The sequence below is a fragment of the Hyphobacterium sp. SN044 genome, from assembly GCF_021864465.1.
Lineage (GTDB): Bacteria > Pseudomonadota > Alphaproteobacteria > Caulobacterales > Maricaulaceae > Hyphobacterium.
Map to the genome: position 1 here is coordinate 297,395 of NZ_JAKKUV010000001.1, position 21,925 is coordinate 319,319.

The following is a 21,925-nucleotide window of genomic DNA, read 5'->3' on the forward strand; positions in this document are numbered from 1 at the left end:
GAGGCGGCTGATAGGCGGGCTGTTGCTGCTGATAATAGGCCGGCGGGACCTGGTATTGCGGCTGGCCATAAGCCGGGGCGCCGCCCGCGAACAGGGCCGGGTTGTTGATCGGGCTGAGATCGGGCGTATCGCCGACTTCCGACAGGCGCTGCGCCGTGGCGCAGGCGGTCAGGCTGGTGCCCATCAGGAGAATGGCGAAGAGGCGTGTGGCTTTCATCGGTGTTCCCCCCGGATCAGGATGCGGTGCCGCCGGAGACGACCCGGGCGCGGCCCGGACCCTCGACCATGGCTTCCACGGTGCGGTTCGATTGCAGGTTCACGAAGCGGGCGATCTCGTCTGCCCCGGCGTTTTCCAGCGCCCGGGCCCGCGCGGTCAGCGTCATGCCCGGCACGGTGAAGACCAGCGCGACGATCTCGCCGCGTTCGACCACGACCGGCGCCTGCAAATCATAGCCGCGGACCGGCTCGCCGGGTCTGAGGGCGCGCCGCGCCGCCATGTTCTCCATGGCCCCGGCATCCATCACCGCGTCGGCGCGGATGCGGTCGGCGCGGACGGGGAGCCAGTCGATGTCGGCCGGCTCGATCACCTCGCCGGCGGAAATGTGCCGCGTCAGGACCGGCACCAGCGCCGTGGCATAGGCCCGGCCTGTGACGCGCACCGGCCGGCCGCCTTCATGGGTGACGATCTCGGCGGTGAAGAGCCCGCTCGACGTGTTGTGCTGCAGGTTCGCGATGTCCGGCAGACCGGTCGCGCCGGCCGGGGCGTGAAAGCTCTGCGTGCCGGAGAACTGCACCTCGTATTCGTCGCCGGTGCGGGCATAGAGCTCCGCCGCGACCAGCTCCGTGACGAGGTCCATCCCGATCACGCGGCTTTCCCGCGTCACCGCAATGCGGCGCACATGGCTGGCATTGGCCCATTCGTAGCCGTGGCGCGCAGCCATCTCCTGCACATAGCCCGGATCGATCGAGCCGCGCTGGCCCGGCTGCGGCGCACGGGTGATTGGCGTGTCGGCGGCGTCGCCCTCGATCCCGAACAGATCGCCGAGCGTGACCATGTCGCCATCGACCGTGATCGCATCGCGCAGGATGACCGGCTCGTCGGCCAGGGCGGGGGCGGCGAACAGCGTGGCGGCGAGAAGGGCGGCTTTGAAGCGCATGATCAGCCTCCTCAGCGCAGGTTCGACGAAGCGGCGAGCATCTCGTCCGACGCCGTGATCACGCGGGCATTCATCTCGTAGGCGCGCTGCGCCTGGATGAGGGCGGTGATCTCCGACACCGAATTGACGTTCGAGGTTTCCACGAAGCCCTGGCGGATCAGGCCGAAGCCCGGCGAGCCCGGCGTGCCGCTGGTCGCCGCACCGGAGGCCGCGGTTTCGAGGAAGAGATTGTCGCCGACCGCTTCGAGACCGGCCTCATTGAAGAAATTCACCAGTTCGATCTGGCCCACGACCTGCGGGGTCGGATCGCCGTCGAGGATCGCCTGCACCTGGCCCTGCTGGTTGATCGCGACATCGCGCGCGCCCTGCGGGATGGCGATCCCCGGCGCGACCGTATAGCCGTCGGTGGTGACGATCTGGCCGTCCGGGCTGACCGCGAAATTGCCCGCGCGGGTATAGGCGTCCTCGCCGGACGGCAGCTGGATGCGGAAGTATCCGCGCCCCGAGACGGCCATGTCGTAGCGGTTGCCGGTCTGGATCAGATTGCCCTGCTCGGTGATGCGGTAGGTCGAGGCCGCCTGCACGCCGAGACCGACCTGCACCCCGGTGGGTACGATCGTGCCGGCGTCCGACGAGCTGGCGCCCATCCGGTCGACATTCTGGTAGAGCAGGTCCTGGAATTCGGCGCGCTGGCGCTTGAACCCGGTCGTGTTCATGTTCGCGATGTTGTGGGAGATGACTTCCACATTCATCTGCTGGGCCATCATGCCCGTGGCGGCGGTGGTGAGCGATCGCATGGCGTTTGCTCCTCGTTCTCTAGACGCGGCCGAGGCGTTCGATCGCCCGGCGGCTCAGTTCCTCGCCCTGGGACAGGACTTTGGACACGGATTCATAGGCGCGCATCGTCTCGATCATGCGTGTGAGTTCGACGACGGGCTGGGTGTTCGACTGTTCGAAATAGCCCTGCCGGACGGTGGCCAGCGACAGGTCGGCCTGCATCCCGTCGGGCGCGGCGTAGAGCCCGTTGCCGAGCTTCTGCAGCGCGCCGCGATCCTCGAAGCTGTACATTCCCAGCCGGGCAATCTCGTTGCCATTCTGGATGATCGCGCCGGTGGACCGGATCTCGACCGGGCCCTGTGCAATGTCGATCAGGATGGGCGCGCCGCCATCATCGAGCACCGGTGCGCCTGACGTGGACACCAGCAGCCCCTCGGCATTGGTCTGAAAGCGGCCGTCTCGGGTGTAGCGCAGATCGCCGTTTTCGGTCTCGACGGCGAAGAAGCCGTCGCCCTCGATCGCGGTATCCAGCGGCCGGCCGGTGAATTCCATCTCGCCGGGCCGGAAGTCGCGGCCGACGCCCCAGTCCTCGACATACTGAAGGCGCTGCGGGCCGTCGTCCGAGCGCGCACGGCTGGCCGGGTTGGCCTCGAGCAGCAGCATCTCGGCCTGGAATCCGGGCGTATTGGCGTTGGCGATGTTGTTGGCGAGCACATCCATCTGCCGACGCAGGGTCAGCTGACGGGAGAGCCCGATCATGAAGGCGTTTTCCATGGCGCGTCCGTCCGTTCTTTGACGTTCGGTTTGTTCCGGCCCCGTCTGACGCGGAGCTCGCACAACGCATTGCAGCGACCGTGCCATAGATAACATCCAGTGTTTTCAATGCCTTGAAGAGTTCGTTGCCGCGGCAGCCCCTGCCGCCCCGGCAGCTTCGCCCCGGCAACTGGGCAAAACCTGCCGGGAAGGGGGCTTTGCAAACCCCTCGTTAACCGGAGCGGACGTTAATCCTTGGACAAGGCGAACGCCGTGTGCGGAGCGTGAAATGGCCAAGAAAGACAAGCAAAAGCCGGAGACCGAGGCCCCCGAATCCGGAGCCGAATCCGAAGAGGGCGCGGACGGCGAGCAGCCGAAGAAGAAGGGCGGCATCATGAAGCTCGCCCTGTTCATCGGTCTGCCGGTGCTCATCCTGGCGCTGGGCGGTGTCGCGGCGATGCTTCTGCTGGGCGGGGGCGGCGGCGACGAGACCCAGGTCGCCGAGGCCGGTGAGCATGGCGAGGTTGCCGACGGTCATGGCGGCGGTGGCGGTCACGGCAGTGGCGGCGGCGCGGCCGAGCACGCCTATTTCTATGAAATCCCGCAGATGCAGATCACCATCCAGAACGGATCGGGCGGCTTCGCGCACGTCCAGATCACCTTCTCGCTGGAGATCCCCGACGAGGACTTGGCGCACGATCTCGACGAGAATCTGCCGCGCATCCTCGATCAGTTTCAGGGCTTCCTGCGCGAGCTGCGCCCGGAAGACCTCGCCGGCAGTGCCGGCGCCGAGCGTCTCCGCCTCGAACTCCTGCGCCGCGTGAACCTCGTCATGGGCGAGGGGCAGGTGCGCGCCGTTCTCATCACCCAGTTTGTGATCGCGTAGTCCATGGCCGACACAGCAGAAACCCAGGCTCCCGCCGAAGACGAAGACATGGCGGCGACCGAGGCCCCCGCCGAGGGTGCCGACGGAGATGACGAGCTCTCCGCCGAATGGGAATCCATGGTCGGCGAGGAGGGCGGCAATCACAGCGGCGGCGCGCATGAGCGCATCCTCAATCAGGACGAGATCGACTCGCTCCTCGGCTTCTCGGTGTCCGACGACGACGGCAGCGACCGCTCCGGCATCCGCGCCATCATCAATTCGGCGCTGGTGTCCTACGAACGCCTGCCGATGCTGGAGATCGTCTTCGACCGCCTCGTGCGGCTTATGACGACCAGCCTGCGCAATTTCACATCCGACAATGTCGAGGTCAGCCTCGACAACATCTCGTCGATCCGATTCGGCGACTATCTGAACTCGATCCCGCTGCCGGCCATCCTGTCGGTCTTCCGCGCCAAGCAGCTCGACAATTACGGCCTGCTGACGGTTGATTCCAACCTCATCTACTCGATCGTGGACGTGCTGCTCGGCGGCCGTCGCGGCACCTCCGCCATGCGGATCGAGGGCCGCCCCTACACGACGATCGAGCGTACGCTGGTCCAGCGCATGATCGAGGTCATCCTCGGTGATGCGAAGCAGGCGTTCGAGCCGCTCACCGAGGTCGATTTCTCGCTCGAGCGGATCGAGACCAATCCGCGCTTCGCCGCGATCGCCCGGCCCGCCAATGCCGCCATCCTGGTGAAGCTGCGCATCGACATGGAAGATCGCGGCGGCCGGGTGGAATTGCTCCTGCCCTACGCCACGCTCGAACCGATCCGTAAGATGCTGCTGCAGCAGTTCATGGGCGAGAAATTCGGGCGCGACAATATCTGGGAAAGCCACCTCGCCACCGAGCTCTGGTCCACGCAGATGGACGTGAAGGCCGTGCTCGACGAACAGCTCATGCCGCTCGGCAAGGTGATGGAGCTGAAGGTCGGCGACACGATCATGCTCGACGCCACGCCGGAGAGCACCGTCAAGCTGCGCTGCGGCTCGGTTCCGCTCACAAGGGGGCGCATGGGGCGTCTCGGCCATTCCGTCGCGGTGCGTCTCGATGCGCCGCTCACTCCCACTGCCCGCAAAGCGATGTTGAAGCTCACATGACCCTAGCTGCCCTGGCCTTCGAAGGCATTGTCGCTCTCCTCCTGCTCGCCGCCGCCATCATGATGTGGCGCGTCGACCGCAAGCTGAACGCGCTGCGTAACGGTCAGGACGGCGTGCGTCAGGCCGTCGTGGCGCTCGATGAGGCGACCGACCGTGCCCGCGCCAGCCTCGCGGCGCTCAATCGCGCGACGCACGAAAGCGGCGAGGGACTCGAGCAGACGGTGCGCGAAGCCCGCAAGGTGGCCGACGAGCTGCGGCTGCTGACCTCCGGTGCCGACCGCCGTTCGGAATCGATCGCCGGCACGCGCCCGGCGCGCAAGCCGATTGCCGACGTCTTCCCGCAGGGCGGCCGCCCCAACGTGTTTTCTGATCTCAAGGATGTGCGCTGATCATGGCTGCTCCCGTCCGTCTCCTCGCCACGGCCGGCATCCTTGCCGGCGGCCTGTTCGTCATGAAGGCGATGGACGTGGCCATGGGTCTGCCCGACGCCTGGGCAGCGTGGGCGGCGGATGACCCCGCGCAGACCCAGGAAGCTGGGCATCCCGGGAACACGGCCGAGCCCTATCTCCCGAACCTGGCGGATGAAGGACAAGGCGCGGACGCCAACTGCCCTGCCGTCTCGAATGACGTCTTCGCCGAGCGCGTCGGCGCATCGCCGAGCGAACTGGAAGTGCTGCGCGCCCTGTCGGAGCGCCGCCGCTTGCAGGATGCGCGCGCCGACGAGCTCGATACCCGCGAGGCACTGCTTGAAGCCGCCGAACAACGCGTCGACGGCCGGATCGCAGAACTCCGCGAACTGCGCGACGAGATCGAATCCCTGATCGGGTCCCTGTCCGAGGCCGAAGAGGCCGAGATGGAGCGCATCGTCGCCTTCTATCGCGGCATGGACCCCGCCGACGCGGCAGAGCGCATCGCCGCGCTCGCCCCCGATACGCAGGTCCAGATTGCCGCGCGCATGCCGGCCCGGAACTTCTCGGCCATTCTGGGTGAGATGCCGGTGCCGCAGGCCGCGCAACTGACCATGCGGATCGCCGCGCGCAATGACGTGCCGGACACGGTCGCAGAGCTGGAGAACCGCCTTGGCGAGGAGGGCTGACACAACGGCCCTCGTCGGCGCGCTGGCCGCGCTGACCTTTGCCGGATCGGTGCTGGCCGCCGAACCGGTGGAATTCCGCGTCGACACTATCGGCGGCGCGGCGCGCATCCTGATCACCTATCCCGAAGCCTTTGGCGGTGAAGCCCCGACCGCCGAAATCGAATCCGCTGCCGGCGGGACCGTGTTGATCGCCCGTTTCTCCGAACCCGTTGAAGGCAGCACGGCGACCCTGGCCGAAGCGCTGGGCGACCGGGTCGCCATGGTGCGCCTCGATCCCGATGGCTCGGCCCTGCGTCTCGCCATGCGCGGTGCGCAGGAAGCGCGCGTGACGCGCAGCTGGAACATGGTCGCGATCGATCTCGTGCCGCCGGGGGGATCTCCACCGCCGCGCATCATCTCCCCTTACGAGCAGGCGCAGATCGACGCCGCCGCCGCAGCAGCGGCAGCGCCCCCGCCGCCACCGCCGCCGGCCCTTCCGGTCGATCTGCGGTTCGGCACCGCCGCCAGCAATACGCGGATCGAATTCCTGTGGCCGGAAGAGATCGGCTATTCGCTCGATCAGGACGGCAACACGATCACGCTGCATTTCGAAGCGCCTGGCGAGATGGATCTCGCCGAGCTGCGCGCCTCGCCGCCGCGCCTCCTGCAGACGATTTCCGGGGCCCGCGGCGATACCGATCACACGCTCGAACTGCTGGTCGATGACGGTGTCTCGGCCCGCGCCTTCAATGAAGGCGGGCGTGTCGTTATTGACCTGCTTGATCCGGACCGGACAGAAGCCACCGATCTTCTCAATGCACTCGCCGGCATGGGCGAAGTCTCCGGCAGTCTTGGTGACCCGGAAGGCGACGCCGAACCGGAACAACATGCCGATGCGGGCAATCACGCCCCGCAGCCCGAACAATCCGCGCCCGAACAGGCCGCGCCTGAAAACGTCACGACGGTCGAGTATCGCGAAGATCCTGAACTGCCGCCCGAAACCGAGCGCGAGGTCCCGGAACATCTCGCGGTCGAACACGAAGCGCCACGCGCCGATCCGGTGCCGCCGGGCGGTGTGGTCCACGTCGCGGCAACCGAAGCCAATGGCGATCTGCTCGCCCGGTTCGAATGGGCCGCCCCGGTCGGCCTGTCGGTCTTCCGCCGCGGTGAGGCGATCTGGGCCGTGTTTGACGCCGACGCCTCGCTCGACATGGGCGAGGTGGCGCAGGGCGCGCGCGGTCACATCGTCGGGTTCGAGCTCGTCGATGGCGACGGCTATACCGCCGTGCGCATGGTCGCTCCGACCTCGACCAGTGCCGAGGTCCGCTTCGACGGGACTTACTGGACGCTGGCATTCTCCGAACGCATCGAGACGCCGCCGACCCCGGTCGAAGTCGATCGCCAGACCGCGCCCGGCGCGCCGTCCGGCGTGGTGCTGCGCCTCGATCATCCGACCGCCGTTCATTGGGTCGCCGACCCTGTGGTCGGCGACCGCATTGCCGTCGTCACGGCGCTGGCCCCCATCGAGGGTGTTCTCGCCCCGCGTGTGTTTCCCGGCGGCTCGCTTCTGGCATCCACGCAGGGCGCGGCGGTCGAGACCTATGCCGACGACCTGCTCGCCGAAATTGGTGAGAATGGCGTGCGCATCGCCCGGCCCGACGCGGCCAGCGGGCAGCAGCGCCCCGTGACCACCCTGGCGATGTCGGCGGCGACCCGCCAATCGCCCGCCTTCATGGATTTCGACGCCTGGCAGGGCAGTGGCAATTACTGGCGCGACCTGACAAGGCGGCAGAATGCGGCTGCGCCCGAAGATGCCGATGCCCGCGTCGAGCTCGCGCGCTTTTATCTCGCCAACGGGCTGGCACCGGAGGCTCTGGGCGCACTCGATGCCGCGCTGCTGATCCGGCCGCAACTGGCCGATGATCCGCACATCCACGCCCTGGCCGGTGTCGCCAGCTACATGATGGGCCGGATCGAGGACGCCCATACCGCCTTCGCCATTCCCGTCCTGATGAGCGACCCGGATGCCGCGCCGTGGCGCGCCATGATCGCGGCCGATCAGGAAGAGTGGGAAGAGGCAAGCCGCCGCTTCGATACCGGCAGTGAGTCGATCTACGGCTATACGCCCGAATGGCGCGCGCGTTTCCGCGTGGCCCGCGCGCGTGTCGCGCTCGAGAACAACGACTTTGCCGCTGCCTCGGCCTATCTGCGCGAATTGTCGCGCGACGAGCCGGGTCCGCGCGATCTCGCCGAGGCGGAATGGATTGCCGCGCGCGTCGATGCGGAAAGCGGCGAGGAAGAGCGCGCGATCGAACGCTTCCGTGCGCTGAGCCGCTCCGGTTTCCCCGGCGTCGAAGCCGCCTCCCTGTTGGAACTTTACCGCCTTGAACTCGCCAATGGCGACATGACGGCGCAGGAGGGCGTCGACGCACTCGAAAGCCTGCGCCTGCGATGGCGCGGCGATGCGCTCGAACTCGACACGATCCGTCTGCTCGGCCAGATCTATATCCGTGAAGGCGCCTATGCGCAGGGTCTCGAAACCATGCGCACGGCGCAGGCGCGCTTCCCCGACAGCCGCGCCAGCCGCCGGATCGGTCAGGACATGGCACGCGTCTTCCGGGCGCTCTTCCTCGAGGGCGAGGCCGACAGCCTCGACCCGATCGAGGCGGTCGCCCTGTTCTACGAATACCGTTTCCTGACCCCGATCGGCTCGGACGGGGACCGCATGGTTCGCCGCCTGGTTGACCGGCTCGTCGCCTTCGACCTTCTGGGTCAGGCCGCTGACTTGCTCGAATACCAGGTCGAGAACCGCCTGCGCGAACCCCAGGCGAGGGCACAGGTCGCAACCGATCTGACCGTCATCTACCTGACCGATCACCGCCCGGCGGATGCGCTGCGCACGCTGCGCAACACCCGCGTCGCCGGTTTGCCTGAAGACCTCGTGGCGGAGCGCCGCATGCTCGAGGCCCGCGCTCACGCCGAACTGGGCCGCTTCGAACATGCCCTCGAACTCGTCGCCGGGGATGAAAGCCCGACCGCGCGCCGCCTGCGCGCCGATGTCGCCTGGGACCGCCGCGACTGGCCCGATGCCGGCCGCCGCCTCGAAAGCGCGCTCGGCACCCGCTGGCAGGACGACACGCCGCTCGGCGAGAGCGAGCAGGCCGATGTGCTGCGCACTGCCATCGCCTTCAACCTCGCTGGGGACCGCGATTCCATCCGCCGTCTCGACCAGCGCTATGGCGCGCTGATGCGCGCAACAGCGCAGGCAACCTCCTTCGATGTGCTGACCAGCGAACTGACCGTGACCGGCGACGCCCGCGTTGGCGATCTCGCCCGCCGCATCGCCGACATCGACACGCTCGACGCCTTCATGCAGCGCTACCAGACGCGGTTCGAAAGCGGGGGCGGGGAGAGCTAGCGCTCCCTCCCCTTGAAGGGGAGGGACGCGAGCGGCCTTCGTTAGAAGGTCGGGAGCGGGGTGGGGTGAACGCGCAAACAAGACACCCCCACCCCGGTCGGCTGGCTATCGCTCAGCCTCCCGGCCCTCCCCTCAAGGGGGAGGGCGAAGAAGCAGGGTCTAGTTGACGGTAGACAGGTCCCGGCACAAGGCCGGGACAGCGCAAAGCCACTTACCCCGGTGGCGCGCCGCTCCCGATCGTGCCGAAACTCTCCACCAGCGACCCCGCGACCAGCCGCCAGCCGTCCACCAGGACGAAGAAGATCAGTTTGAAGGGCAGCGAGATCACGATCGGCGGCAGCATCATCATGCCCATCGACATCAGGATCGAGGCCACGACCAGGTCGATGATCAGGAAGGGGATGAAGAGCAGGAAGCCGATCTCGAAGGCGCGTCTCAGTTCCGAAATCATGAAGGCCGGGGCGATGACCCGGAAGGGTGTGTCCTCCGCCGTGGCCGGGCGGTCTTCCGGCGGCAGGAAGGAAATGAACAGGCCGAGATCGTCCTCCCGGACATGCGCCATCATGAAGTCCTTCACCGGCGAGGACGCCCGGTCGAAGGCCTCGTCCATCTCGATTTCCTGGTTGATCAGCGGCTGGATGCCTTCCTCGTAGGCCTCGGTGAAGACCGGCGCCATGATGAAGGCGGTCAGGAAGAGGGCGAGGCTGGTCAGGACCACGTTCGGCGGACTCTGTTGCAGGCCGACCGCGGTTCGCAGCAGCGACAGCACCACCACGATCCGCACGAAGCTCGTCGTCATGATCACGATCGACGGGGCGAGCGACAGGATCGTCAGGAGTGCGGTGAGTTGCAGGACGCGCTCGGTCAGCGTCCCGCCATCACCGAGATCGAGTGAGAATCCGGGTCCCGTCGTGGGCGCGGCGGCTTCCGCAGATGATCCGAAGATCACGAAGATGACGGCGAAGATCGCGAAGATGGCCGGAAAACGCTTCATGACGCGGTCTCCGTCGCGGATTTGGCCGGCCGCCGGTCGAGCACGATTTCCGTCCCGGCACCCAGGAGCAGGACCTGCTCTTCATCATCAATCATCACGATCACCACGCGCCGCCTGGGGTCGAGCACGAGCGATTCCGTAACCCGCAGTCTCCGCACGCGTTTCGTGCGTTCCAGCCCCTTGGTGGCGAGGCTGTTCATCAGCCGGGTGAACCAGCCCTGCGTCCCGGCGAGGGCGAACAGCCCCAACAGGCCGAGAACCACGGCGAGGGCAGCGAAATACTGGGCGAAGTCAACGACATCCATGGCGCGTCTTTACGACTCGGAAAGCTTGGTTAACGCCATTGCCAATGCTTGCCGTTAACGCCGCGTTAAACGGCGCGGCGCAGCTTCATTCCCAACGATAAAAAACCAACAGGTGCGCCATGCGTCCCGGAGACGCCCCGGTTCTCACGCTCTTGCGGGAATCCCTCGGATTTCATTCGCAAAGACAGAGCGTGCTGGCCGACAACATCGCCAACGCGAACACGCCGAATTTCGTGCCGCGCGACATCGAGGAGGCCCAGTTCCACCGGGCGCTCCAGAACGAGTTGCGCGGGTCGGTCTCGGCCGCGACGTCTGTGGCTATGGCGGCGAACCGGCCGGGCCACATCACGCCGTCGGGCGGGGATGCCGGCAACCGCACCTATCGCGCCGTTTCGGCGCCGGACAGCGAAACCACGGTGAACGGCAATGCCGTCTCCCTGGAGGAGCAGATGGTCCGCGCCCAGGACAACCGCATTCGCTACGAGACCGCTTTGGGGCTCTACGAAAAGAGCCTGGGCCTGATCCGCATGGCCGCGCGGCCCGTGGCGCGCTGACGGAGGATAGACGATGAGCGAACCTTCAGACGCCCTGACCATCGCCGCGGCGGGCCTGCGTGCCCAGTCCGCGCGTATGCGGATCATCGCGGAAAACCTGGCCAACGCGTCATCCACGGCGCGCGAGCCGGGCGGGGATCCCTATCGCCGCCAGATCCCGGTCTTCGAATCCGAGCTCGACCGCCAGACCGGTCTCGAACTGGTCCGCATGAACCGGGTCAGCGCCGACCAGAGCGAGTTCAACCTGCGCTACGAGCCGGGCCACCCCGCCGCCAATGACGAGGGATATGTCCGCTATCCGAACGTCCAGACGCTGATCGAGCTGATGGACATGCGCGAGGCCCAGCGCAGCTATGAAGCCAATCTCAACATGGTGGAATCGAGCCGTGCGATGATGCAGCGCGCGCTCGAACTGCTGCGCCGCTAGGGAGGGTATAGATGGCCGCCGATCTTTCCGCCCTTCGCGCCTACGCCGCCGCCGCGCAGAACATGTCCCGCGCGGCCGAAGGGCCGCAGGCCGGTGACGAAGCCGGCGCATCGGATTTCTCCGCCATGGTGTCGAGCGCGGTCCAGAATACGGGCAATTCCCTCGCCCAGGCCGAACAGCTGACCGCCGGCGCGGCGATGGGCCAGACCGAGCTGATCGACGTTGTCACCGCGGTCTCCGCGGCCGAAGTTCAGCTGCAGACCGTCATGGCTGTCCGCGACGAAGTGATCCGCGCCTATAACGACATCCTGAAGATGCCGATCTAGATCATCCCGGTCTTCTGAACGCATCTTCGTCATCATCGACATGAAAACCCCCGCCGGATCGCTCCGGCGGGGATTTCTTTGCCCGGAAGCGGGGATTACTCCGCGCCGGCCTGTTCGGCCTCGATCCAGTTTTCGACCCGTCTTTCCAGAACCGAGAGCGGCAGGGCGCCCTGGCGCAGAACGACGTCGTGATATTCCCGGATGTCGAAATCGTCGCCGAGTTCCTCACGCGCCATTTCACGCAGGCGCAGGATCTCGTTACGGCCGATCATGTAGGCCGTCGCCTGACCCGGATAGACGATGTAGCGGTCGATCGCGTTGACGATGTCGCCCTGCGGATTCGGCGTGTTCTCGGCGAGATAGTCGACCGCTTCCTGACGGCTCCAGCGGTGATGATGCAGGCCGGTGTCGACCACGAGGCGGCAGGCCCGCCACAGCTCCATCGCCAGCCGGCCGAAATCGGAATACGGATCCTCATAGAAGCCGAATTCGACCGGGAAATACTCCGAATAGAGCCCCCAGCCTTCGGTGTAGGCGGTGTAGCCGCCGAACCGCCGGAAGGACGGAACGCCCTCCAGTTCCTGCATGATGGCGAGCTGCATGTGGTGGCCCGGAATGCCCTCGTGATAGGCGAGCGCTTCCATCTGGTAGGTCGGCATGTCGGCCATGTCGCGCAAATTGGCGTAGTAGACGCCGGGGCGTGACCCGTTCGGGGCCGGGCGCTGGTAGAAGGCCTTGCCCGCCGAGGCTTCCCGGAATTCCTCCACCCGCCGCACGACCAGCTCGGCCTCCGGGAAGGTGTTGAACATCTGCGGCAGGGCCTCGCGCATCGTGTCGATCAGCGCCGTGGCTTCCGACAGGTAGCGTTCACGGCCCTCGTCCGTGTTCTCGTAGTAGAACTGGCTGTCGGTCCGCATGAATTCGAAGAAGTCCTGCAGCGAACCCTCGAACCCGACTTCCTCCATGATCGCTTCCATCTCGCCGTGGATGCGCTCCACTTCGGCGAGACCAAGATCGTGGATCTCCTCCGCGGTCATGTCGGTCGTCGTGTAGCCGCGCAGCATGTAGGCGTAATATTCGCTGCCACCGGGCACGTCCCAGACACCGTCGGTCTCGCGGGCCGCGGTCTCCTGCTCCCCGAACATCGCGATCAGCCGTTCATAGGCCGGGGCGAGGCTCTCGGTGAGGGCAGTTTCCGCCTCGGAGACGAGCCGGTTCTTCTCCTCCTGGGAGATGTCGAGCGCGTCCACCTTCGACCGGAAGTCGGCTAGGATCGGACTGTCTTCCCCGTCATCGAACGGCGCGCCGGAAATCACGTTGCGCGAGGTCTCGATCATCGGCAGATAGGTCCAGCGCGGCGTCGTCACCCCCATCTCGTAGGAGCGCTGCGCATTGGCGGCATTCTGGTCGAGATACTCGGCGGCATTGCGGATGCGCGAGATATAGGCCTCGGCATCCTCGACCGTGTCGACCCGGTGATTGTTGATCAGGAAGGACGGCACGCCCATGTGCGGGCCGGACCGCGGTGTGAAGGTGTAGCCGTGGTCGCGCCACTGCCAGCCTTCGGCCTCGCGCTCGCCGTCATACTCGAACAGCTCGTAGGACAGCTGCTCCGACTCCGGCAGCGTTTCCGGATCGAACGTGTCGCGCATGTAGGCGAGATCGGCCTGCGACAGGCGATAGCTCTCCTCGGCGAATTCGGGCGAAGCGTCATTCCACTCCCCGTAATTCGTCTTCCGGCCGAGGAAGGTCTGCGTCATCGGCGACCGGGCGACGCCGGCCTCGAACGTGTCCTCGAACCAGGTATTGATCTGCTGCGCAGCGTCGGGATTGTCGTTCGCCGCCGGCGTGTCAGTGTCCGACGTCGTCACCGCCGCATTGTTGTTCGCGGGAGTGTCGACGGCGTCGTCTTCGGTCTCGCCGGAACAGGCGGCGAGCGCGATCGTCGTCGCCGCGCTCATCAGAGCGAGGCGGAATCTCTTGATGCTCATGTCTGTTTCCTTTCGCGGCATCAGCCGTTCTGGTTTTCGGCGATGTATTCGTCGACGAGGTCGCTGAGCAGGGTCAACGGCACCGAGCCATTGCCCAGCACGACGTCGTGGAATTCGCGGTAGTCAAAATCTTCGCCCAGCGCGTCCATGGCCCTCTGGCGCAGGTCGAGAATGGTTTCCATGCCGACCTTGTAGGACACCGCCTGACCCGGCCACACGATGTAGCGGCGGATCTCGTTCTGGATGTCGCCGGCGGTCATCGGCGTGTTTTCCAGCATGTATTCGGCGGCCTGTTCCTCGGTCCAGCGGTGATGGTGGATGCCGGTATCGACGACGAGGCGGGCGGCGCGGAACACTTCATAGGAGAGGCGGCCGAAATCCTGATACGGATCTGTGAACATGCCCATGTCCTTGCCGAGCCGTTCGGAATAGAGCGCCCAGCCTTCGCCATAGGCCGAATACCAGGTCACGCGCTGGAACATCGGGACGCCTTCCAGTTCCTGCGCGATCGCCGACTGCAGGTGATGGCCCGGAATGCCCTCATGATAGGCCAGCGTCTCCATCTGGTAGACCGGCACTTCCTCCATATGGGCGAGGTTCACGTAATAGGCCGCAGGCGCGGACCGATCGAGCGGGCCGGGTTCATAGAAGGCGCCGGTCGCGGTCTCGATCCGGTAGGGTTCGACCGCGCGGACTTCCATCTCGGCCTGAGGCAGGCGGCCGAAATAGGCCGGAATTTCCTCGCGCATCGTGTCGACCATGGCGGTCGCCTCGGCGAGATAGCGCGCCCGGCCTTCCTCGGTGTTCTCGTAGTAGAATTCCGGGCTCTCGCGCAGGTGGGCGAAGAATTCCTGCAGCGTGCCCTCGAAGCCGACCTCTTCCATGATGGCGCGCATCTCTTCGTGGATGCGGTCGACTTCTGACAGGCCAAGCTGGTGGATGTCTTCCGCCGACAAATCGTCGCGCGTCGTGTAGTTGCGCAGCTGGGCGGCGTAATAGGCTTCGCCGCGCGGCAGGTGCCACACGCCGTCATCCTCGCCGACGGTTCCGGCCTGGCGTTCCATCTCCGCAATCAGCGCCTCATAGGCCGGCTGGACCGAATTGATGAGGGCGTCGCGGCCAGCCTCGAGAATCGCGTCCTTTTCCTCCTGCGGAATGTCGAGCGCGTTGGTCTTTTCCTGCAGGTCGGCCCAGAGCGGGCTGTCCGAACCGGTGTCGTCGAACGGCGCGCCGGTGATGATGCCGCGCGCGGTGTTGATCACGACCGGGTAGGCGAAGGCCGGCGGCTGGACGCCGGCTTCCGCGCGGGCCTGCGCCTGGGCGGTCAATTGTTCGATGGCCGGGCCAAGGCCTTCGAGGCGGCTGACATAGGCGCGGGCCTGGTCGGCATTGTTCACACGGTGATAGCCGATCAGCATGGACGGCATGTCCGAATGCGGCCCGAAGAATTGCGTGAAGATGTAGGTCTGGTCGCGGAATTCGCCCTGGTCGAGAGAGTTCTGCTGAACGAATTCGAAGAAGCGGTAGCTGACCTGTGCCTGTTCGGTCAGGCGGTCGTAGTCGAAGTCGTTGTGCAGACGATCCAGATCGCTGCGCGCACGGTCCATTCCGGCCTCGAAAGCCTCGTCGCTGACATCGTCCCAGCGGCCATAGGCATCATTGTCGTCGACCATGCCGAGATAGGTCTGGCCTTGCGGCGACAGCGCCAGCTCGCGCTCGAAGACTTCCTGGAAGAAGGCGTTCAGCCGCTCGGTCTCCGCTTCACGGTCCTCAGCCGTGATTTCGGTTCCGGTTTCGGCGTCGGTCATCGCCGTTTCGGCAGAGGTGGCCGGATCGGCGGCCGTGTTCGCATCTTCGGCTTCCGGATTACCGCAGGCGGCAAGAAGCGCGGCGGCGCTCACACTGATCAGAAATGCACGCATTGGGTCGGACCTCCCCGTCCAGACAAAGGGTTTGCTGCCCCTTTCTTAACGCCTCGGAGCGTTCGGTAAACCTGACCAATCTGTAATGTGGCGCCTCGGCCGCTGCGGCGCGTTTACACTTATTGACCCTTTCTTAACGCGAACGGGCGGAGCGTCGGCTACGCAACTTGGTTAATTCCGGGCAGGCGGCGTCCCATGAATGGCAGCGAAGTTCTCGATCTGGCGCGCGATGCGATCTGGCTGATGCTGGCGTTGTCGGCGCCGGTCATGCTGGTCGGTCTCGCCGTCGGCGTGGTGATCGCGCTCTTCCAGGCGCTGACGCAAGTTCAGGAAATGACACTGGTTTTCGTGCCGAAGATCATCGCGATCTTCGTGGCGCTTCTGATTTTCCTGCCCGTGATGGGGGCTCTGATGTCGGCCTTCATGAACGGCATTGCCGACCGGATCGTCGCCTCGTGAATGATGAACTCTCAGCGCTCGTCTATGCCGGTGCGCTGATCTTTGCGCGGCTCGGGGCGATTCTCATGCTTATGCCCGGCATCGGTGAGCCCGGCGTGCCGCCGCGCGCGCGTCTGGCCTTTGCGCTGATGTTCTCGCTGGCGCTCGCCCCGTTCATCGCGCCCGAGTTGCCCGCCGAACCGGTGCAGCCGCTGGCCATGGCCGCGATGCTGATGAGCGAGGCGCTGATCGGTCTGATGATCGGCGCGGTCATGCGCATGTTCATGTCGGTCGCCTCTGTCGCCGGCCAGATTGTCGGCCAGCAGACGGGCCTCGCCATGGCGCAGGCCTTCGACCCCTCGCAGGGGCAGTCCGGCGCCCTGATGTCGACCTTCCTGAACCTGCTTTTCATCGTGCTGATCTTCGTCACCAACCTGCATCATCTGCTGCTCCTGGCCGCCCGCGGTTCGTATGACGTCATGCCGGTCGGGTCGCTGCCGCCGCTCGCCGATGCAGCGGAATGGGCGCTGACTGTCTTTTCCGACAGCTTCCGGATCGGCATCCAGATCGCCGCGCCGCTGATCGTCTTCGGTCTGGTCTTCTATTTCGGCCTCGGCGTGCTTTCGCGCCTGATGCCGCAGGCGCAAATCTTCTTCATCGCCATGCCGGTGAACATCCTGGCCGGCTTCTTCATCTTCGCGATCTCGGTGGGGGCCATGGCCATGGTCTGGCTCCAGCGTCTCGAATCCTTCGCCGTCGAATTCCAGTAGGAGCGCGCGATGGCAGACGATCAGGACGAAAGCGAAAAAACAGAAGAGCCGACAGCGAAGCGCCTGCAACAGGCGCGCGAGAAAGGCGACGTTCCCAAATCGCAGGAGATACCGGGCTGGTTCGTGCTGGCTTCCGGCCTCGTCGTCATTGCCCTCTTGGGACCGTCCATTGCGCGCCATCTGGCCGGCAGCCTGTCGGTCTTCCTGGCGCGCCCGCACGAGCTCAGCCTCGATCCAGCCGCCGCGCTCGACCTGACGGCCGCAACCGCCTGGACGGTCGCGCTGGCGGTCGGGTTTTCCTTCCTGATCCTGATGGGCGCGGGTCTGGCCGGGCACCTCGTCCAGACCGGGCTCTTGTTCTCGACCGAGAAGATGAACCCGAAACTGTCGAAGCTGAATCCGGTTGAGGGCGTGAAGCGGATGTTCGGCCCGCAGGGCTGGGCCAACTTCCTCAAAGGCCTCGGCAAGATGGCGCTGGTCTCCGGCGCGATCTTCATCGTGATCTGGCCGAAGCGGACCGAGCTGGCAGCCCTGCCGGCCATGGACGTGTCGGGCATTCTGCAGGTCGTCCTGACGGACGTGATCCTGCTCTTCATCGCCGCGCTCGTGGCCTATGCCGCCATCGCCGCGCTCGACTACATCTACCAGCGACAAAGTTTCATGAAGCGCAACCGCATGTCGCGCCGGGATTTGAAGGACGAGCTGAAACAGACCGAGGGCGACCCGATGATCCGCGCGCGCCTTCGCCAGATCCGCCAGGAGCGCGCCCGCCGGCGCATGATGGCCGCCGTGCCGGACGCGACCGTAGTGATCACAAACCCGACCCACTATGCCGTGGCACTGAAATACGAGCAGGGCGTGACCGCCGCGCCGATCTGCGTCGCCAAGGGTGCCGACGCGGTTGCCTTGCGCATTCGGGAGCTGGCGAAGGAGCACGGCGTGCCGATCGTCGAGGATCCGCCGCTCGCCCGGGCGCTCCACGCCAGTGTTGAGATCGACGAAACCATTCCCGCCGAACACTACAAGGCGGTCGCCAAGGTGATCGGCTACGTGCTCACGCTCGCGCGCAAGCGGGCGTGACGCCGCGTTGCGATGTAGAGTTTCGAACGGACGCGCGATTCGGATCGCGTACGGAGGATTCCATGGCCGAATTTACCCAGCCCGTGAAAGCGATGCGGGCGCCGCTCTGGACCCAGCCGGTGGCTCGCGGATTGTTCTGGACCGCCGCCCTCTGCGCCCTGGCCTCGGCCGGTGTGGCACTGTTCGCGGCGTCCGAAGCGGGCTGGCACGGCTTCATCCTGCTGGCCGGGTTCGCGGTCGCCGCTTTCCTCCTGCTTTACGCGCTCGCCGCCGGTGAAGCCGCCGGGCGCGCCCTGCGCGAAAAGGCCGAACGCCATGCCCTCCCGGGACCGTCGGCACTGGCGCTCGAAGCGCTCGATCTGCTGGCAGACCCGGTGCTCGTGACCAATCGCAAGGGCGCGCCGCGCTGGGGCAATGCCGCCTATCGCGATATCGCGAAAACGGCGGGCGGTCTCGGCCAGAGCCTCGCACTCGCCGGTCCGGACCGGATCTGGGCCGGCAGCGACGGGGCGATCTATCGCCTGATCCTGGCGGCGGCCTCCGGTGCGACGGCGCGCGAACGCATGCCCGCGCTCGACGTGGACGGCGAACTGCGCCGCTACGACATCGAGGTGCGCCCCTCCGGCGACGATCACATTGTCTGGCGGGTCATGCCGTCTGTCGACGAAGTCACAGGCGAAAAGGACACGCGCCTGCGCCCGGACTGGGCCGACAATGCCCCGGCCGGCCTTATGGCTATCGACCCCAAGGGCAAGCTGCTCGACGGCAATGCGACGCTGCGCGAGTGGCTCGGCCTGAAGCGCGAGGACGAATTGCCGGCGCTGCGCGACATGCTGACCGGCGACGGCGCGCGCGCGGTGCTGAAGACCTGCGGCCAGCCCGACACGGTGCGCCTCGATGCGCGCCTCAAAGGGCGGGAAGGGGTGGAGACGCCGGTCGCCATCGCAATCCGCTGGGAAGGCGGCAAGCAGCCCGTCGGCCGCGCCATCGTCTATGGCCTGTCGACCACCGGCGCGCCGCCGGGAATCGCCCAGGCCATGCCGACCGGCGCCAAGGCCGGGCGCACCTTCGACGAGATGTTCTTCTCCGCGCCCTTCGGCGTCGCCCGGCTCGACGGGGCAGACCCGGAAGCCGCGATCATCGAGGACGCCAACCCGGCGCTGCTGCAGTATTGCGGCGGCACGGCCATCCCCGGCGCGAAATTCATCGACCTGTTCGACTGGAGCGACGGGCGCACGCCGGCCGAGGCGATCGCCCGCGCCTCCAGCGGCACGACCGAGCCGGCCGAAGTCGTCCTCAAGGGCGAATCCAAGCGCGAGGCGCACCTGGTCTTCGCACCGGCCCGCGGCGGCAAACGCGTCGCCTATGTCATCGACGTCTCGGCGTGGAAGGACCTCGAGCGGAAATTCGCGCAGGGCAACAAGATGCAGGCGGTCGGCCAGCTCGCCGGCGGCGTCGCGCACGAATTCAACAATCTGCTGACGGCGCTGCGCCTGACGGTCGACGAATTGCTCGGCCGCCATCCGGTCGGCGATCCCTCCTACGCCGACCTGCAGCACATCAACTCGACCATCGCGCGCGCCGCGGGCCTGGTGAAGAAGCTGCTCGCCTTCTCGCGCAAGCAGACCTTCCGGGTCGAGACGCTGGAAGTGCCGGACGTGCTGTCCGACTTCTCCATCCTCCTGCGCCAGATCCTCGAGGAGACGGTGAAACTGGAGATCGTCCACGGCCGCGACCTGCCGCCGATCCGCGCCGACAAGGGTCAGCTGGAAACCGCGATCATCAACCTCGTCGCCAATGGCCGCGACGCGATGCGCGAGAAGGGCGGCGGCACGATGACGATCCGCACCTCCGCCGCGACCGCAGACGAGGTCCGCGAGGCCGGGGCGCCAGACCCGGTGGCCGGCGACTGGGTCCTGATCGAGGTGCAAGACGAAGGCACCGGAATGGACGAGGCGACGCGGGAGAAAATCTTCGAGCCCTTCTTCACCACCAAGCCGCAAGGCAAGGGCACCGGGCTCGGCCTCGCCACCGTCTACGGCATCGTCAAGCAGTCTGGCGGCTTTCTTTTCGTCGAGTCCGAACTCGGCAAGGGCACGACTTTCCGCCTCTTCCTGCCCGCCACCGAGGCGACCGAGGAAGTGCGCGAGGAGGTCGAACGCAAGAAGGCCGAGCGGGCGATCGAACCCAAGCCGGCCGACCTCGCCGGGCGCGGCCGCATCCTCCTCGTCGAGGACGAGGACAAGGTGCGCATGATCGCGGCCCGCACGCTTGCCAAGCGCGGCTATGAGGTCACTGAAGCCGAGGACGGGGAGAAGGCGCTCGCCATCCTGCAGGACGGTGAGAGCACATTCGACCTCCTGATCTCCGACGTTGTCATGCCGGGCCTGGATGGTCCGGGACTCGTCGAGAAGGCGCGCGATCTCTTGGCCACGACCCGGATCGTCTTCATCTCCGGCTATGCCGAGGAGGAGTTCTCGCACACGCTCTCGCGCGAGCACGACATCTCCTTCCTGCCCAAGCCCTTCACGCTGTCGCAGCTGGCCGAGAAGGTGAAGAGCGAGATCGGCGCACGCGCCGAGGACGCCGACGCGGCCTGACAGGCCGCGTTCCGCTCCTTCAAATGTTCCGGTTGCGTTCCGGGAACAAACGCGGTACAAGCCCCTTCAATTGCCCCGCTGACGGGGCCGTGAAATAAGGGGCAGGACCCATGGCCAGCAATGCGATTCGTCTCGTGAAGAACAACGACACCTCCGACAAGAAGAAGGCGCTCGAAGCCGCGCTCTCCCAGATTGACCGTGCCTTCGGCAAGGGCTCGGTGATGAAGCTGGGCGAACGCCCGGACATGGATATCGAGGCGATCCCGACCGGTTCGCTCGGTCTCGACATCGCACTCGGCATCGGCGGCCTGCCCAAGGGCCGCATCATCGAGATCTACGGCCCGGAATCCTCGGGCAAGACCACGCTGGCGCTGCACTGTGTCGCCGAAGCGCAGAAGAATGGCGGTGTCGCCGCCTTCATCGACGCCGAGCATGCGCTCGACCCGGTCTATGCCGGCAAGCTGGGCGTCGACGTCGCCGAACTTCTGGTGTCCCAGCCGGACGCGGGTGAACAGGCGCTCGAGATCGCCGACACGCTGGTCCGTTCCGGCGCGGTCGACGTGCTCGTCATCGACTCGGTCGCCGCGCTGACGCCGCGCGCCGAGCTGGAAGGCGAGATGGGCGACAGCCTGCCGGGCCTGCAGGCCCGCCTGATGAGCCAGGCGCTGCGCAAGCTGACCGGCTCGATCTCGAAGTCCCATACGATGGTGATCTTCATCAACCAGATCCGCATGAAGATCGGCGTGATGTTCGGCAACCCCGAAACCACGACCGGCGGCAATGCGCTGAAATTCTACTCCTCCGTCCGTCTCGACATCCGCCGCATCGGCCAGATCAAGAATCGCGACGAGGTGATCGGCAACCAGACCCGCGTGAAAGTGGTGAAGAACAAGGTCGCCCCGCCCTTCCGCGAGGTCGAGTTCGACATCCTCTACGGCGAGGGCATTTCCAAGACCGGCGAGATCCTCGATCTCGGCGTGAAGGGGGGCATCGTCGAGAAGTCGGGCTCCTGGTTCTCCTACAATTCCGAACGCATCGGGCAGGGCCGCGAGAATGTACGCCGCTTCCTCCTCGACAACCCGGATATCGCCAACGAGATCGAGGCGAAGGTCCGCGCCAATTCCGGCGTGATTGCTGACGAGATGCTGACCGGCCCCGACGTCGAGGACGACGGGGGTGACGAGGCCGCCGCGAGCTGATCCGTCAGCCCGGTAACTTCGCAGCCGCAAAAATTTCAGCAGCGGGCGCTTGGCGAGGCCGGGCGCCCGTTCGTATATGGAGTGACATTCACCGCCCGTAACACCGGCACAAG

General features: G+C 66.2%; 20 protein-coding genes and 1 pseudogene. 13 read left to right on the plus strand and 8 right to left on the minus strand.

What is annotated here, in order from left to right; all coding sequences use genetic code 11:
* The 4 genes and pseudogenes from L5876_RS01555 to flgF all read right to left on the minus strand — a co-directional run.
* Window positions 1–217, minus strand: a pseudogene (locus tag L5876_RS01555) (hypothetical protein); the annotation flags it as partial.
* 16 nt (window positions 218–233) lie between these two features.
* Complete coding sequence (gene flgA, locus L5876_RS01560) at window positions 234–1,157, minus strand: flagellar basal body P-ring formation chaperone FlgA (RefSeq protein ID WP_236954335.1); 924 nt, start codon at window positions 1,155–1,157, stop codon at window positions 234–236.
* 11 nt (window positions 1,158–1,168) lie between these two features.
* Window positions 1,169–1,954, minus strand: coding sequence for a flagellar basal-body rod protein FlgG (gene flgG / locus L5876_RS01565; RefSeq protein WP_236954336.1), 786 nt, complete (start codon window positions 1,952–1,954; stop codon window positions 1,169–1,171).
* Window positions 1,955–1,973: 19 nt separating this feature from the next.
* Complete coding sequence (flgF, locus tag L5876_RS01570) at window positions 1,974–2,693, minus strand: flagellar basal-body rod protein FlgF (RefSeq protein ID WP_236954337.1); 720 nt, start codon at window positions 2,691–2,693, stop codon at window positions 1,974–1,976.
* Window positions 2,694–2,976: 283 nt separating this feature from the next.
* On the opposite strand from flgF, the gene fliL reads away from it, so the two are divergent.
* The 5 genes from fliL to L5876_RS01595 are packed head-to-tail and all read left to right on the plus strand — an operon-like array spanning window position 2,977 to window position 9,206.
* The gene (fliL, locus tag L5876_RS01575) at window positions 2,977–3,573 is read left to right on the plus strand and encodes a flagellar basal body-associated protein FliL (protein WP_236954338.1); all 597 of its coding nucleotides are present in this window, start codon (window positions 2,977–2,979) and stop codon (window positions 3,571–3,573) included.
* A 3-nt stretch (window positions 3,574–3,576) separates the two neighbouring features.
* Window positions 3,577–4,713, plus strand: a complete 1,137-nt coding sequence (gene fliM, locus L5876_RS01580; RefSeq protein WP_236954339.1) for a flagellar motor switch protein FliM — start codon at window positions 3,577–3,579, stop codon at window positions 4,711–4,713.
* Window positions 4,710–5,102, plus strand: a complete 393-nt coding sequence (locus L5876_RS01585) for a DUF6468 domain-containing protein (RefSeq protein WP_236954340.1) — start codon at window positions 4,710–4,712, stop codon at window positions 5,100–5,102. The genes fliM and L5876_RS01585 overlap by 4 nt, the downstream gene beginning before the upstream one ends.
* Window positions 5,103–5,104: 2 nt before the next feature.
* On the plus strand, window positions 5,105–5,809 hold the full coding sequence (locus L5876_RS01590; RefSeq protein ID WP_236954341.1) for a MotE family protein: 705 nt from the start codon (window positions 5,105–5,107) through the stop codon (window positions 5,807–5,809).
* On the plus strand, window positions 5,793–9,206 hold the full coding sequence (locus tag L5876_RS01595; protein WP_236954342.1) for a hypothetical protein: 3,414 nt from the start codon (window positions 5,793–5,795) through the stop codon (window positions 9,204–9,206). Before L5876_RS01590 ends, L5876_RS01595 begins: the two co-directional genes overlap by 17 nt.
* Before the next feature lie 211 nt (window positions 9,207–9,417).
* Here the strand turns inward: L5876_RS01595 and fliP are convergent, their stop codons facing one another.
* Together fliP and L5876_RS01605 are read right to left on the minus strand one after the other, a co-directional pair.
* On the minus strand, window positions 9,418–10,200 hold the full coding sequence (gene fliP, locus L5876_RS01600; protein WP_236954343.1) for a flagellar type III secretion system pore protein FliP: 783 nt from the start codon (window positions 10,198–10,200) through the stop codon (window positions 9,418–9,420).
* Window positions 10,197–10,505, minus strand: coding sequence for a flagellar biosynthetic protein FliO (locus L5876_RS01605; RefSeq protein WP_236954344.1), 309 nt, complete (start codon window positions 10,503–10,505; stop codon window positions 10,197–10,199). Before L5876_RS01605 ends, fliP begins: the two co-directional genes overlap by 4 nt.
* Window positions 10,506–10,624: 119 nt before the next feature.
* Between L5876_RS01605 and flgB the strand changes: the two genes are divergently transcribed.
* The 3 genes from flgB to L5876_RS01620 are packed head-to-tail and all read left to right on the plus strand — an operon-like array spanning window position 10,625 to window position 11,812.
* Complete coding sequence (flgB, locus tag L5876_RS01610; protein WP_272906791.1) at window positions 10,625–11,059, plus strand: flagellar basal body rod protein FlgB; 435 nt, start codon at window positions 10,625–10,627, stop codon at window positions 11,057–11,059.
* A 13-nt stretch (window positions 11,060–11,072) separates the two neighbouring features.
* A complete protein-coding gene (flgC, locus tag L5876_RS01615) occupies window positions 11,073–11,486 on the plus strand; it encodes a flagellar basal body rod protein FlgC (RefSeq protein WP_236954346.1) in 414 nt (137 codons plus the stop codon).
* A gap of 11 nt (window positions 11,487–11,497) precedes the next feature.
* Window positions 11,498–11,812 (plus strand): flagellar hook-basal body complex protein FliE, encoded by a 315-nt coding sequence (locus L5876_RS01620; RefSeq protein WP_236954347.1) that lies wholly within the window; start codon window positions 11,498–11,500, stop codon window positions 11,810–11,812.
* A gap of 95 nt (window positions 11,813–11,907) precedes the next feature.
* Here L5876_RS01620 and L5876_RS01625 read toward each other — a convergent pair whose 3' ends face one another.
* Both L5876_RS01625 and L5876_RS01630 read right to left on the minus strand, forming a co-directional pair.
* Window positions 11,908–13,803: a DUF885 family protein gene (locus L5876_RS01625; RefSeq protein WP_236954348.1), complete on the minus strand. Its 1,896-nt coding sequence runs from the start codon at window positions 13,801–13,803 to the stop codon at window positions 11,908–11,910.
* Between the two features lie 20 nt (window positions 13,804–13,823).
* Complete coding sequence (locus tag L5876_RS01630; RefSeq protein WP_236954349.1) at window positions 13,824–15,725, minus strand: DUF885 family protein; 1,902 nt, start codon at window positions 15,723–15,725, stop codon at window positions 13,824–13,826.
* Window positions 15,726–15,920: 195 nt separating this feature from the next.
* On the opposite strand from L5876_RS01630, the gene fliQ reads away from it, so the two are divergent.
* From fliQ to recA, 5 genes are all read left to right on the plus strand, one after another.
* The gene (gene fliQ / locus L5876_RS01635; protein ID WP_236954350.1) at window positions 15,921–16,184 is read left to right on the plus strand and encodes a flagellar biosynthesis protein FliQ; all 264 of its coding nucleotides are present in this window, start codon (window positions 15,921–15,923) and stop codon (window positions 16,182–16,184) included.
* Window positions 16,181–16,933, plus strand: coding sequence for a flagellar biosynthetic protein FliR (fliR, locus tag L5876_RS01640; protein WP_236954351.1), 753 nt, complete (start codon window positions 16,181–16,183; stop codon window positions 16,931–16,933). The genes fliQ and fliR overlap by 4 nt, the downstream gene beginning before the upstream one ends.
* A gap of 9 nt (window positions 16,934–16,942) precedes the next feature.
* Window positions 16,943–18,013 carry a flagellar biosynthesis protein FlhB gene (gene flhB / locus L5876_RS01645; protein WP_236954352.1) on the plus strand — a complete coding sequence of 357 codons (1,071 nt, stop codon included), beginning with the start codon at window positions 16,943–16,945 and terminating at the stop codon, window positions 18,011–18,013.
* Window positions 18,014–18,075: 62 nt separating this feature from the next.
* Complete coding sequence (locus L5876_RS01650; protein WP_236954353.1) at window positions 18,076–20,613, plus strand: ATP-binding protein; 2,538 nt, start codon at window positions 18,076–18,078, stop codon at window positions 20,611–20,613.
* A gap of 110 nt (window positions 20,614–20,723) precedes the next feature.
* Window positions 20,724–21,812, plus strand: coding sequence for a recombinase RecA (gene recA / locus L5876_RS01655; RefSeq protein ID WP_236954354.1), 1,089 nt, complete (start codon window positions 20,724–20,726; stop codon window positions 21,810–21,812).
* Window positions 21,813–21,925 lie beyond the last annotated feature (113 nt).

What these genes read in the sequence shown, in the direction of transcription:
- flgA (WP_236954335.1), bottom strand. Translation starts at nt 1,157, where the DNA reads ATGCGCTTCAAAGCCGCCCTTCTCGCCGCCACGCTGTTCGCCGCCCCC.
- flgG (WP_236954336.1), bottom strand. Translation starts at nt 1,954, where the DNA reads ATGCGATCGCTCACCACCGCCGCCACGGGCATGATGGCCCAGCAGATG.
- flgF (WP_236954337.1), bottom strand. Translation starts at nt 2,693, where the DNA reads ATGATCGGGCTCTCCCGTCAGCTGACCCTGCGTCGGCAGATGGATGTG.
- fliL (WP_236954338.1), top strand. Translation starts at nt 2,977, where the DNA reads ATGGCCAAGAAAGACAAGCAAAAGCCGGAGACCGAGGCCCCCGAATCC.
- fliM (WP_236954339.1), top strand. Translation starts at nt 3,577, where the DNA reads ATGGCCGACACAGCAGAAACCCAGGCTCCCGCCGAAGACGAAGACATG.
- L5876_RS01585 (WP_236954340.1), top strand. Translation starts at nt 4,710, where the DNA reads ATGACCCTAGCTGCCCTGGCCTTCGAAGGCATTGTCGCTCTCCTCCTG.
- L5876_RS01590 (WP_236954341.1), top strand. Translation starts at nt 5,105, where the DNA reads ATGGCTGCTCCCGTCCGTCTCCTCGCCACGGCCGGCATCCTTGCCGGC.
- fliP (WP_236954343.1), bottom strand. Translation starts at nt 10,200, where the DNA reads ATGAAGCGTTTTCCGGCCATCTTCGCGATCTTCGCCGTCATCTTCGTG.
- L5876_RS01605 (WP_236954344.1), bottom strand. Translation starts at nt 10,505, where the DNA reads ATGGATGTCGTTGACTTCGCCCAGTATTTCGCTGCCCTCGCCGTGGTT.
- flgB (WP_272906791.1), top strand. Translation starts at nt 10,625, where the DNA reads ATGCGTCCCGGAGACGCCCCGGTTCTCACGCTCTTGCGGGAATCCCTC.
- flgC (WP_236954346.1), top strand. Translation starts at nt 11,073, where the DNA reads ATGAGCGAACCTTCAGACGCCCTGACCATCGCCGCGGCGGGCCTGCGT.
- L5876_RS01620 (WP_236954347.1), top strand. Translation starts at nt 11,498, where the DNA reads ATGGCCGCCGATCTTTCCGCCCTTCGCGCCTACGCCGCCGCCGCGCAG.
- L5876_RS01625 (WP_236954348.1), bottom strand. Translation starts at nt 13,803, where the DNA reads ATGAGCATCAAGAGATTCCGCCTCGCTCTGATGAGCGCGGCGACGACG.
- L5876_RS01630 (WP_236954349.1), bottom strand. Translation starts at nt 15,725, where the DNA reads ATGCGTGCATTTCTGATCAGTGTGAGCGCCGCCGCGCTTCTTGCCGCC.
- fliQ (WP_236954350.1), top strand. Translation starts at nt 15,921, where the DNA reads ATGAATGGCAGCGAAGTTCTCGATCTGGCGCGCGATGCGATCTGGCTG.
- flhB (WP_236954352.1), top strand. Translation starts at nt 16,943, where the DNA reads ATGGCAGACGATCAGGACGAAAGCGAAAAAACAGAAGAGCCGACAGCG.
- L5876_RS01650 (WP_236954353.1), top strand. Translation starts at nt 18,076, where the DNA reads ATGGCCGAATTTACCCAGCCCGTGAAAGCGATGCGGGCGCCGCTCTGG.
- recA (WP_236954354.1), top strand. Translation starts at nt 20,724, where the DNA reads ATGGCCAGCAATGCGATTCGTCTCGTGAAGAACAACGACACCTCCGAC.